General features: G+C 46.3%; 14 protein-coding genes and 6 tRNA genes. 4 read left to right on the forward strand and 16 right to left on the reverse strand.

Going from position 1 to position 11,445, the window contains the following annotated elements; genetic code table 11:
- Positions 1-148: 148 nt before the first annotated feature.
- The 4 genes from rplJ to QZT80_RS05215 all read right to left on the reverse strand — a co-directional run bounded on the left by rplJ (position 149) and on the right by QZT80_RS05215 (position 2,274).
- Positions 149-706: a 50S ribosomal protein L10 gene (gene rplJ / locus QZT80_RS05200; RefSeq protein WP_295118659.1), complete on the reverse strand. Its 558-nt coding sequence runs from the start codon at positions 704-706 to the stop codon at positions 149-151.
- Between the two features lie 77 nt (positions 707-783).
- On the reverse strand, positions 784-1,473 hold the full coding sequence (gene rplA / locus QZT80_RS05205) for a 50S ribosomal protein L1 (protein ID WP_295118661.1): 690 nt from the start codon (positions 1,471-1,473) through the stop codon (positions 784-786).
- A gap of 49 nt (positions 1,474-1,522) precedes the next feature.
- Positions 1,523-1,966, reverse strand: a complete 444-nt coding sequence (gene rplK / locus QZT80_RS05210; protein ID WP_295118664.1) for a 50S ribosomal protein L11 — start codon at positions 1,964-1,966, stop codon at positions 1,523-1,525.
- Positions 1,966-2,274 carry a hypothetical protein gene (locus QZT80_RS05215; RefSeq protein ID WP_295118666.1) on the reverse strand — a complete coding sequence of 103 codons (309 nt, stop codon included), beginning with the start codon at positions 2,272-2,274 and terminating at the stop codon, positions 1,966-1,968. Before QZT80_RS05215 ends, rplK begins: the two co-directional genes overlap by 1 nt.
- A gap of 78 nt (positions 2,275-2,352) precedes the next feature.
- On the opposite strand from QZT80_RS05215, the gene QZT80_RS05220 reads away from it, so the two are divergent.
- Positions 2,353-2,919 (forward strand): DUF1579 domain-containing protein, encoded by a 567-nt coding sequence (locus tag QZT80_RS05220; RefSeq protein WP_295118668.1) that lies wholly within the window; start codon positions 2,353-2,355, stop codon positions 2,917-2,919.
- Between the two features lie 114 nt (positions 2,920-3,033).
- Here QZT80_RS05220 and nusG read toward each other — a convergent pair whose 3' ends face one another.
- The 12 genes from nusG to rpsU form a co-directional block, all read right to left on the reverse strand.
- Positions 3,034-3,606 (reverse strand): transcription termination/antitermination protein NusG, encoded by a 573-nt coding sequence (gene nusG, locus QZT80_RS05225; protein ID WP_295118669.1) that lies wholly within the window; start codon positions 3,604-3,606, stop codon positions 3,034-3,036.
- Positions 3,607-3,608: 2 nt separating this feature from the next.
- Positions 3,609-3,800 carry a preprotein translocase subunit SecE gene (gene secE, locus QZT80_RS05230; protein ID WP_295118672.1) on the reverse strand — a complete coding sequence of 64 codons (192 nt, stop codon included), beginning with the start codon at positions 3,798-3,800 and terminating at the stop codon, positions 3,609-3,611.
- 48 nt (positions 3,801-3,848) lie between these two features.
- Positions 3,849-3,919, reverse strand: a tRNA-Trp gene (locus QZT80_RS05235).
- A 104-nt stretch (positions 3,920-4,023) separates the two neighbouring features.
- Positions 4,024-5,211, reverse strand: a complete 1,188-nt coding sequence (gene tuf, locus QZT80_RS05240; RefSeq protein WP_295118675.1) for an elongation factor Tu — start codon at positions 5,209-5,211, stop codon at positions 4,024-4,026.
- A 70-nt stretch (positions 5,212-5,281) separates the two neighbouring features.
- Positions 5,282-5,354: transfer RNA gene (locus QZT80_RS05245), tRNA-Ser, on the reverse strand.
- A 66-nt stretch (positions 5,355-5,420) separates the two neighbouring features.
- Positions 5,421-5,492, reverse strand: a tRNA-Thr gene (locus QZT80_RS05250).
- Positions 5,493-5,557: 65 nt separating this feature from the next.
- Positions 5,558-5,630, reverse strand: a tRNA-Gly gene (locus QZT80_RS05255).
- Between the two features lie 111 nt (positions 5,631-5,741).
- Positions 5,742-5,823 (reverse strand) — tRNA-Tyr (locus QZT80_RS05260).
- A gap of 85 nt (positions 5,824-5,908) precedes the next feature.
- Positions 5,909-5,982 (reverse strand) — tRNA-Thr (locus QZT80_RS05265).
- A gap of 234 nt (positions 5,983-6,216) precedes the next feature.
- Entirely contained in the window at positions 6,217-6,516 is a 300-nt protein-coding gene (locus tag QZT80_RS05270; protein ID WP_295118677.1) for an HPF/RaiA family ribosome-associated protein, read from the reverse strand.
- Between the two features lie 235 nt (positions 6,517-6,751).
- On the reverse strand, positions 6,752-7,681 hold the full coding sequence (locus QZT80_RS05275) for a tyrosine-type recombinase/integrase (protein ID WP_295118680.1): 930 nt from the start codon (positions 7,679-7,681) through the stop codon (positions 6,752-6,754).
- 79 nt (positions 7,682-7,760) lie between these two features.
- Positions 7,761-7,958 (reverse strand): 30S ribosomal protein S21, encoded by a 198-nt coding sequence (rpsU, locus tag QZT80_RS05280; protein ID WP_295118683.1) that lies wholly within the window; start codon positions 7,956-7,958, stop codon positions 7,761-7,763.
- Between the two features lie 243 nt (positions 7,959-8,201).
- Between rpsU and QZT80_RS05285 the strand changes: the two genes are divergently transcribed.
- The 3 genes from QZT80_RS05285 to QZT80_RS05295 all read left to right on the forward strand — a co-directional run bounded on the left by QZT80_RS05285 (position 8,202) and on the right by QZT80_RS05295 (position 10,986).
- Positions 8,202-8,792, forward strand: a complete 591-nt coding sequence (locus QZT80_RS05285; RefSeq protein WP_295118686.1) for a riboflavin synthase — start codon at positions 8,202-8,204, stop codon at positions 8,790-8,792.
- 79 nt (positions 8,793-8,871) lie between these two features.
- On the forward strand, positions 8,872-9,825 hold the full coding sequence (locus tag QZT80_RS05290) for a nitronate monooxygenase (RefSeq protein ID WP_295118689.1): 954 nt from the start codon (positions 8,872-8,874) through the stop codon (positions 9,823-9,825).
- Between the two features lie 6 nt (positions 9,826-9,831).
- Positions 9,832-10,986: an MFS transporter gene (locus tag QZT80_RS05295; protein WP_295118692.1), complete on the forward strand. Its 1,155-nt coding sequence runs from the start codon at positions 9,832-9,834 to the stop codon at positions 10,984-10,986.
- Positions 10,987-11,445 lie beyond the last annotated feature (459 nt).

Genomic DNA, 11,445 nt, shown 5'->3' on the forward strand with positions numbered 1-11,445 from the left:
GTATTTTTTGTAATGTTTTGTAATTGTTGTTAAAATCGAAATGTATATTTTGACTTGGAAGCCATTTTTATAACCTTACCCCGTAACAGGACTCGGTTTCCGGCACTAGCCCGCCATTTTCAGGCGGTAACCTGGCGCCGGTACCAGATTACTCGGCTGCTGGTGCTGGTGCAGGTGCTTCCACTTCCGCTTCCGCTGCTGCGCCACCTTCTTCTTTCTTGCCTTTCTCGAGCAGGGCTGCGATAACGCGTTTTGCCGGAGATTGCAACAGACCCAGAACTTCGCCAATGAGTTCGTTCTTGGTTTTGATCTTCACCAGGTTAGCCAGTTCTTTATCGCCAACGTACAGGTCTTCACCGATGAACGCAGCTTTCAGTACAGGTTTTTCCAGTTTAGCATTTTCCTTACGGAAAGTAGAGATGATCAAAGCTGGCTCTTTCGGGCTGTCAGAAAACATCAGGGCAGTTACACCATGCAGGGAATCAAATACACCTGCATATTTCTCGCTGTCCAGAGATTCCAATGCTTTGCGGATGAGGGTGTTTTTAGCCACCTTCAATTCTACATTCTTGTCGAAGCAAGTCTTACGCAGGGTGTTAACCTGAGCTACAGACAGTGATTCGGTGTTGGTGATGTAGAAGTTGCTATATTGAGAGAACTTGCTTTTCAGCAGTTCAATCGCTTCTTGTTTTTGCTCTTTGTTCATAGCTTTTGTTGTTGGTATTGATATTGTCGGCCTCACTGTTTCCTCTCAGACCCCGTTCCGCCTATTGACGCTATCAATTAGTTTTGAACAGATTTAGTGTCAATTGCAATACCAGGGCTCATTGTTGCAGCCATGGACAAACCTTTCAGGTAAGTACCTTTAGCAGTAGAAGGTTTCAGTTTGATCAGCGCGTTGATCAGCTCCTGTGAGTTCTCAGCAATTTTCTCTGCAGAGAAAGACACACGACCGATTGAAGCGTGGATGATACCGGCTTTATCTACTTTAAAAGTGATTTTACCGCCTTTAACCTCGTTAACAGCAGCTGCAACATCATTAGTTACAGTGCCTGTTTTAGGGTTCGGCATCAGGTTACGGGGACCGAGGATTTTACCAAGTTTACCGATCTTAGGCATCACTGAAGGTGTAGCAACGATAACGTCTACATCTGTCCAGCCAGCTTCGATCTTCTGGATAAACTCGTCCAGACCTACGAAATCAGCACCTGCGCCTTTGGCATCGTTCTCCTTGTCTGGAGTGCAAAGCACCAAAACACGTTTAGTTTTACCAGTACCGTGGGGAAGCGTTACGGAACCACGGATAGCCTGATCTGCTTTCTTAGGATCAACGCCTAAGCGGATATGTAAATCGACAGAGCTGTCGAATTTAGTTGTATTGATATCTTTAACAAGAGTGGATGCCTCTTTCAGGCTGTATTGCTTGTTTTTGTCCACCTTTGCGTCAGCAATCTTTCTTTTCTTAGTTGCCATTTTTCAGTTTTTTAAAGGTTTATCCCGCTATAAAAGCGAGAGTGACAAATTAGTTTTCCCAGGGAGCTTTACCGTCAACAGTAATACCCATGCTACGCGCAGTACCGGCAACCATTTTCATAGCGCTTTCCAGTGTGAAGCAGTTCAGGTCGGGCATTTTGTCTTTTGCGATAGCTTCGATGCTTGTCCAGGAAACTTTGCCTACCTTGTTACGGTTAGGTTCTTTAGAACCAGACTGAAGTTTGGCAGCTTCCAACAGCTGAACGGCTGCAGGAGGAGTTTTGATTACGAAGTCGAAGGATTTGTCAGTGTAAACTGTAAGCAACACAGGCAATACTTTACCCATTTTATCCTGGGTACGGGCATTGAACTGCTTGCAGAACTCCATGATGTTCACACCTTTGGAACCTAAAGCAGGACCAATCGGAGGAGCAGGGTTGGCTTGGCCGCCTTTAACCTGCAATTTCACGTACGTTGCGATCTCTTTTGCCATTATTTGCGTTTTAATTTGGTGAAAACGTGACGCGTAAACGCCACTCCCAAGTCTGAAAAAGTCTTAAAAAGACCTTCTACGGGGGATGCAAAGGTAGGTATTAATAACAAAATCACAAAAAGAATTTCAATGTAGGCATTCTTTTTGCTAATAGCGGAGTTCTTTTTTACAATAGCATTGCAATATAACGGATCAAACCGGCTTTTCCAAGCGCCATTTTCTTTCCCCTCCCCCCGCCCACCGCCCCCCAGGCGCTGAAGTGTGCGACGCAACGGCGGCACAATCAGAGGACTAAATGCCTGTTGCAACACCTAACTTATTGTAAATGAAGTTGTTTTAGCGTCTACATACTGTTTTTTCGTACCTTTAATCAAACTCCAAATGTTATGAAACGTAATCTTTATCTACTGGCACTATTGTGCCTTACCTTCTCTTTTTCAGCCACAGCCCAGGATGCCGCACAAAAAGCCTGGGAAGAATACATGACACCTGGCGAAATGCATAAAATGCTCTCTTCCGGTGATGGCAACTGGAAATACGACATGACCATGTGGATGGCCCCCGGTGCCGACCCCATGAAAAGCAACGGCACCTGCAGCAACCGCATGATACTGGGCGGCCGCTACCAGGAAACCACTTACAAGGGCGACTTTATGGGAATGCCTTTCGAAGGCATCAGCGTTACCGGTTACGATAACCTGAAAAAAACCTTCCACAGCAGCTGGATCGACAACATGGGTACCGGCATCATGAACTCCGAAGGTAAACTGGACCCGGCCACTCAATCCATTGTGTTGATGGGCAAAAGCATGGATGCCGCCTCCGGTAAAGAAGTAATGACTAAAACCTCCTTGAAAATGGTGGACAAAGACAACCACCTGATGGAAATGTTCATGGTCGATAATGGGCAGGAAACTAAAACGATGGAGCTGAAACTCTCCCGCGTAAAGTAATAACAACAGTCGATACTAAAAAGGCGTTCCGCAATGGAACGCCTTTTTAGTATCGACTCTAAAAAAAAGAGCGCTCCAACCGGAACGCTCTTCTGAATATGATCATCTCTGAGATTAAGCGATTTTTTCTACCTGCATGAAGTTCAGCTCTACTGGTGTAGCACGGCCGAAGATCTTCACAGTTACTTTCAGTTTCTTTTTGTCTTCGATCACTTCTTCGATTACACCGTTGAAGTCGTTGAACGGACCGTCGATGATCTTGATCGTTTCGCCTACGATGAAAGGTTCGCTCATGGTAAGTCCCTGATCGGACAGTTCATCTACTTTACCCAGCATTTTATTTACTTCTGATTTACGGAGAGCGATAGGCTTCTCTTTACCCAGGAAGTGAATAACGCCTGATACGTTGCGGATGGATTGAATAACCTCATCGGTCATTTTACCGTCAATGGCTTCGATCATTACATAACCGGGGTAGAAGTTTTTTTCGCGCATTACCTTTTTACCGGCCTGCACTTTATATACTTTTTCTACGGGAAGAAAGATCTGAGTGATAACGTTTCCCCAGTCGGAACGGCGTACTTCGATATCGAGGTATTCTTTTACCTTTTTTTCTTTGCCACTAACTACACGCAGCACGTACCATTTAGTTTCCGGAGAAGGTGTTGGATTTATTGCTGCTTCCATCTTTAGAATAATTTATAGTACTGAGACAGTACAACGTGTGCTGCACTATCCATGCCCCACACTAATAATGTAATGAGAATTGTAGCAATGAGAACGATCATCGTAGATGACTGAAGCTCCTGCCAGGTAGGCCAGGATACTTTATGTACAAGCTCATGGTACGATTCGCGGAAGTAATTTCTGATTTTGTTCATTGCCTGTAATTAAGGTTTTACGGTAGTTACCTACAATTCCGATAGCTGCACGGGCACAAGGATTCGAACCCTGATCAAAGGTTTTGGAGACCTCTATTCTACCATTGAACTATGCCCGTAGGAAGTTACAAAGTACTCAAAGTACGAATACTAAAGTACTTTGTAACTATATTTTTATCAAACTTTCTGTTAGTTCCTTCCTTGTGAAGGCAGAAAAGCGAGACTATTTGATGATTTCAGTAACCTGACCGGCACCTACTGTACGACCACCTTCGCGGATAGCGAATTTCAGACCTTTCTCCATTGCGATAGGCTGAATCAGTTTAACAGTCAGTGACACGTTATCACCAGGCATAACCATTTCAACACCTGCACCCAGTTCAACTTCACCAGTTACGTCAGTTGTACGGAAGTAGAACTGAGGACGGTATTTGTTGAAGAATGGAGTGTGACGGCCACCTTCGTCTTTGCTCAGTACGTATACTTCACATTTGAAGTCGGTGTGCGGAGTGATAGAACCTGGGGCACAGATAACCTGACCACGACGGATCTGAGTTTTCTCAATACCACGGAGGAGGATACCAGCGTTGTCACCAGCTTCACCTTGGTCGAGGAGTTTTTTGAACATCTCAACACCAGTACAAGTTGATTTCAGTGCTTCCGGGATCAGACCGATGATCTCAACGTTCTCACCAACTTTGATGCGACCGCGCTCGATACGACCTGTAGCAACTGTACCACGACCAGTGATAGAGAATACATCTTCTACAGACATCAGGAACGGAAGATCAACCGGACGAGGAGGCAGCGGAATGTAAGTATCTACAGCATCCATCAGTTCGTCGATAGCAGTAACCCACTGAGCATCGCCAGCGAGAGCGCCTGTTGCAGAACCTTTGATGATTGGAGTGTTGTCACCGTCAAAGCCGTTTTTAGTCAGCAGGTCACGGATTTCAATTTCAACCAGTTCCAGCAGTTCAGCATCGTCTACCAGGTCAACTTTGTTCATGAAAACAACGATACGTGGTACACCTACCTGACGTGCAAGCAGGATGTGCTCACGAGTCTGTGGCATAGGACCATCTGTAGCTGCTACCACGAGGATAGCACCGTCCATCTGGGCTGCACCGGTGATCATGTTTTTCACATAGTCAGCGTGACCAGGACAGTCAACGTGAGCGTAGTGACGCGCTGTAGTCTCATACTCTACGTGTGCTGTATTGATGGTAATACCTCTTTCTTTTTCTTCAGGAGCGGCATCGATCTCATCATATCCTCTTTTCTGAGCCAGACCCTTGTTTGCCAAAATTGTGGTAATGGCAGCAGTCAAGGTAGTTTTACCGTGGTCCACGTGGCCGATGGTACCAATGTTTACGTGGGGTTTATCCCGCTTAAAGGTTTCTTTTGCCATTGTATTTTCTTTTTAAGATGGTTTGTAAAGATTGTATTGATAGTTGTTATAAAACTGTTTTACAAACTTGAGCGGTTGGTGAGAATTGAACTCACGCCCGTAAAGGAGTTCTCCTTTCTGCTCTTCCATTGAGCTACAAACGCTTAGTTAAATAGTCTTATTAAAATGAGAATATTTTAATCCGTTAATCCCAAGTCGAAAGACAACTGAGCTGTTGATGAGAATTGAACTCACGACCTCTTCCTTACCAAGGAAGTGCTCTACCCCTGAGCTACAACAGCATGAAAGGAAGCTTAAACACAAAACACATAACACAATTCCAACCTGCTTTCCAAATTTCCTACAGAGCGGGAGACGAGGTTCGAACCCGCGACCTACAGCTTGGAAGGCTGTCGCTCTACCAACTGAGCTACTCCCGCATTTTTGTTCTTTACCTGCCGAAGCAAACTATTGAACATTTCCAAAGAACAATTCCTTGCACAACTAAGTTCCGCCCCTGGTAAACAAAAGCGGAACAAAAATCGTGGATGTGGGCAGGATAGGATTCGAACCTATGAAGTCGTAGACAGCGGATTTACAGTCCGCCCCATTTGGCCGCTCTGGAACCTGCCCTAAAAATCTTTAATCTTGTTTCTGTTAATCTCCCGTCCTATTTAACTCTGTTACCAAACAGTGCCCGTATCCCGGAAATTTAATGAGCCACCAGAGGGATTCGAACCCCCGACCCACTGATTACAAATCAGTAGCTCTGGCCAACTGAGCTATGGTGGCATTCTTAAAAGTTGCAAAGTGTAATACCTTGTTTCTGAAAGAGAGCGCAAAGTAAAAGTTAATCTGATTAAGAAACAAATTATTTTTTATCTTTTTTTTTGCTCTTGTTTTAACCGATCAATCGGCTAAAACGCCCTACAGTAAAGAACTTTACTACCTTTGCCCACATCCTTTTTTCGGATGGGATGGCAAAGGTAGTAAAGTGATTTTTAACTTCAAAATATTTTTCAGGAATTAATGAAAATTCTTCTCTTTTTGTCTTTTGATCTGGTTCACAAGAGAAGCAAAGGCGAGATCGAACGATTCTTCAAATGACTTAGACTCATGCTTTACAAAGAAATCGTGACGGGGAACGTGTACTTTAATTTCCGCAATCTTATCCTTGATCTGGTGGGCTATATTATCCAATTTTAAGTAGACCTCTACACTGACTATCCGGTCGTAAAAGGTGGCTAGTTTCTGAATTTTTTGATTCACATGATCGACCAGTTTTGCGTCAGCATCGAAACGCACTGTTTGAATTTGAAGATTCATAGCACTGTTTTTTAAAATATTTAAAAATCTAATTACGAATAAGTAGTGCTCATATCATAGGCTATTTGTTTATGGAAAGAACTGTATTACTAATTTAGTAAACTTTGATATCATTTGCATTTTTTCAAAGAAATATTTTGTTAAAATGACGAGGATCATCTTTTTCACAAGCGGGCATATCTTTCCTGATACACTGTTCATAAGGGTTTTACTCTCAACTGCTAAAACAGGTAAATCATGCCTTGGGATGTGCCTTGCTATGTATCTCTTTAAGCCTGTCGATGGTATTATGGGTGTAAACCTGGGTGGCTGCAAGGCTGGAGTGGCCTAACAACTCTTTGATCGCATTCAGATCGGCGCCGGCGTTGGTAAGATGGGTGGCAAATGTATGCCGCAGAATATGGGGGCTACGCTTTTCTATCGTGGTTACCTGGCTTAATACTTCTTTTACCGCATTGTACACGTACTTCGGGTACAACTTCTTCCCTTTTGAATTCACTAACAAAACTTCCCGGTCGTACTGCTCCAGTTCACGGGCCTTTCGCTCCCGGTACGCCCGCACACGCTCCAGTAAAGGCGCGCTTACAGGTATGATCCGCTCTTTATTACCCTTGCCCAGCACTTTAATGGTGCGCTGGTGCGCATCTACCTGGCGGTCTTTTAGCGAAATAAGCTCGGATAAGCGAATACCGGTTTGGTACAGTATATCGATAATCAGCCTGCGCGTATCACCCTCAAAATCGTCTGTAAACAGCGGTAGCGCCGCAGCCTGCTCCTGCTCTATCGCCTGCATACCTTTCTCTTCTACAAAAAGCGGCAGCCTTTTGTTTAATTTGGGTGCAGTAATTTTCAGCATCACACTCTGCGATACCCACTGCTGCTTTAGCGCGTACTTGAAAAATGATTTAAGGGAAGATATTTTCCGGGTCACGGTACGTGCCGACGCTGCTTTGCCGTCGCGCCCCTTAAGGGTACCTGCCAGCCACGAACGAACATAACTATGGTGAATATCAGGCAGTGCAATACTGCCGTAAGTTTGCTCCAGGAAACTGAAAAACTGGCGAAGATCTTCTTCGTAAGCGGTTACAGTATGGGGAGAATACCGCTTTTCCAACGCCAGGTAGGAAAGAAATTGTTCTGTATAAAATGCGTAAGTTCCGGTCAACACAAAAAAATTGATGACTGCAAAGTTATATAAAACCTTACAATCATCAATTTCTATATGAGAATTGATTCAGATCTAATTAATCTTCGAACTTACCGCTCGCCAGCTGTTGTTTGTACACAGCTTTCAGCATTTCGTTGCGACGTTTCACCGAAGGCTTCGTAAAAGACTGACGGGTTCTCAGTTGCAGCAGCACACGTGCTTTTTCGAATTTCTTCTTGTACTTCTTAAGCGCTTTGTCTATGTTTTCGCAGTCTTTGCTATCGATAATTAACATAAATTACTCCATTTGTGTTTTTAAGGATGGCAAAGATAACGCTAATTTCAAAATATCGCAAAACTCTTTGAAAAAATAATTTATCCTGCCCTTTATTCTCTTATGCCGGCTGACAATCAGCGCATTGCATATCCTCCCATCTCCCCCTCTCCCAACCCACTGCCCTTAACTAACCGCAATACCAGGCAGGGAACTCTCGAAATTATGTCCGAAATTCGTGTGCAAATTTAATGAATCACGGACATGTTTACCGGCATCATAGAAACATTAGGACAAGTTATCACAGCTGCACACCAGGGCGACAACCTGGAACTCACGCTCCAAAGCACGTTAGCGCCTGAATTAAAGGTGGACCAAAGCGTATCGCACAACGGCGTATGCCTCACGGTGACGGAAATTACACCCACCTCCTTTAAAACGGTGGCGGTAAAGGAAACCCTGCAGAAAACTAACCTCGGCCTGCTTAAACCCGGGCAGCTGGTTAATCTCGAACGGGCCATGGTATTCAATCACCGCATCGACGGTCATATTGTGCAGGGGCATGTTGACTGCACGGGCTCCTGCCTGTCGGTTACGGAACAGAACGGCAGCTGGCTCTACCGCTTCGGCTACCCTTCACACTTCGCAGGACTTATCGTGGAAAAAGGCTCTATCTGCCTCAATGGTATCAGTCTTACCCTGTTCGATATCACCGAAGGCGAATTTTCGGTGGCTATCATTCCTTATACTTACGAACATACTAATATGCAACACCTGGCTGTTTCCGACATCGTGAACCTCGAATTTGACATACTGGGCAAATATGTGGCCCGGCAAATGGAAGTACGGAAATAGGCCTTTACTATCATTCTTCAACCACTATACATTGAACACCCGGCTAACACAAAAACTAGACATACAACATCCGCTGATCATGGCACCCATGTTCCTGGTGAGCAATGAGCCTATGACAAAGGCGGGCATTGAAAGTGGCGTGGCCGCCACCTTTCCTACGCTAAATTACCGCAAGGAAGGCGAACTGAAAGCGGTACTGGAAAGGCTTAACATGCACCGCCAGCAGCACGCAGCGGCTAAAGGCACTTACGGCGTAAACATCATCGTACAAAAAACGAACCCGCTGTTCCAGCAACACCTGGACGCCTGTGTGGAAGCGAAAGTACCGCTGTACATCACATCACTGGGTAATCCCAAAACGGTGATAGACGCGGCACACAGCTATGGCGCCACGGTGCTTTGCGATGTAACCAATATGATACACGCACAAAAGGCGGCCGATATGGGCTGCGACGGCTTCATAGCGGTATCGTCGGGCGCAGGCGGCCATGCGGGCCCTTACCCTATGCACGTACTGGTACCCATGCTGCAAAAGGCTTTTCCCGATAAAATGGTGATTGCTGCAGGCGGTATTGCCACGGGCCAGCAAATGGCCAGCGCCATGATACTGGGAGCGGCAGGCGTGTCTATCGGCACCCGTTTTATCGCCAGCACAGAGGCTACGGTAAGTGAGGAGTACAAAAAAGCCATACTGGCATACGGTATGGAAGATATTGTACTCACCGAACGCATATCCGGCACACCTTGCAACATCATCAATACGCCGGTGGCGAAAAGGATAGGCTACAAACAAAACTGGTTCGAGCGATTCATGTCTAAAAGTCCACGCACGCGCAAGTATTTTAAAATGCTGGTGCAGGTACGCGGTATGAAGAGCCTTGAAAAAGCAGTGAAACCGGGCTCGTACCACCAGTTGTGGAGCGCCGGGCAAAGCGTGGCTTTTGTTGACGACATCACCCCGGTAAAAGAGATCATAGAAAGGCTCATTAAAGAATACCGGACGAGCCTGGGCGCGGTATCGGCGCAGTTTTAACGGAGAATGACAAACACAGATCTAACTAACAGCGTGAAATGGCGGACAAGGATTGCGGTGAGCGCATTCTTTTTCCTCACAGGCTTGTGTTTCGCCAGCTGGGGCTCACGCGTGGCGGATATCCAACTTAAACTCGGGTTGGACGAAGCGGGCCTTGGCCTTATCCTGCTTGCTATTCCCGGCGGTTCGGCACTCTCCTTACCCATTGCAGGATGGCTCATTAACCGTTATGGCAGCAGCCGCATTTTATCCGCGGCCTGCCTGTTGTATGCACTGCTTCTTCCCCTGATCGGTCTTGCTCCCTCTATCGCCACGCTGGTGGTAGCGTTGTTCTTTTTCGGCTTTATCGGCAACATCGGCAATATTGCGGTGAACACGCAGGCGGTGAGCGTAGAGCAGCTATTCGGCAAAACGATCATGTCGTCGTTCCATGCCATCTGGAGCCTGGCGGGACTTGCCGGTGCCAGCATCGGTAACCTGATGGTGAACCTGCACCTGGAACCGCTTAACCACTTCCTGATCATTGCACTGGCGGCGATCGTAATATGGGCGACGAACGCGCACAAGACGGTGAAAACGCATATACCTGTTAAGGGCAAGCAGCCTTTTTTCGTAAAACCAGACAAAACACTGGTAGGCCTGGGCGTCATCGCGTTTTGCTGTATGATCAGCGAAGGCACGATGTACGACTGGAGTACGGTATACTTCGCCCGCGCGCTGAACGCCTCTCCGGGTTTGGTACCGCTTGGGTTCCAGGCGTTTACACTGGCCACCACCACAGGTCGTTTTACGGGCGACTGGCTGGCCCACCGCTACGGCATTAAGAAAATACTGATGGTCAGCGGCGTACTTACCGCCACGGGCCTGTTGATATCTGCACTTTTCCCTTACATAGCCACCGCCATTGCAGGTTTCTTCCTGGTTGGCCTGGGCGTTTCGGCGGTAATACCATTGGTCTACAGCGAAGCCGGCCGCTCTAAATCGATGAGTCCCAGTATGGCCCTGGCCGCAGTCACCACGCTAGGCTTCTTTGGCTTTTTGCTGGGGCCACCCCTGATCGGCTTTATTGCCCATGCTTCCGGCTTACGTACTTCTTTTGCCATCGTGGCTATCATGGGCCTTATGATCACTGTACTGGCCAGGCGTCAGAAATTAAGTTAAGCGGGGGAACCAGCAGTAGTACTACTATTGAGCCCCCGTTGTGTCACTCTCTTCAGCGACAACAATTCTACTGGTCAAGTCCTGTCGCAATCACACCCGCAAGTACTAAAACATGTTTAACCCTCCGCTTACGTTCCGCTTCTCCATACTCTCACCATACTTACTCCATACTGGTTACATCCTTTAAGGATACTTGCCCGGTTAGCCATATCACATTCGAGATTAAGTCATAGATATCCCAACCCTTTTAAGATATGGGACATCTATGGCTTATATATGACTCATATATGGCTCATATATGGGACATCTATAAAGGATCTGGCAAGGAAACCCGGTGGAAGTTTATGCATAGTTCGGCAGAATGGCCGGAAGGCTGGCCATCACTGTTCAAGAGAGTGCTTTGGGGTTTACCGGTACGGTATATACACCGCCGTGATGGACGAACTGAACATTGCCCAA

Origin of the sequence: uncultured Chitinophaga sp. (assembly GCF_902168175.1) — a bacterium.
Lineage (GTDB): Bacteria > Bacteroidota > Bacteroidia > Chitinophagales > Chitinophagaceae > Chitinophaga.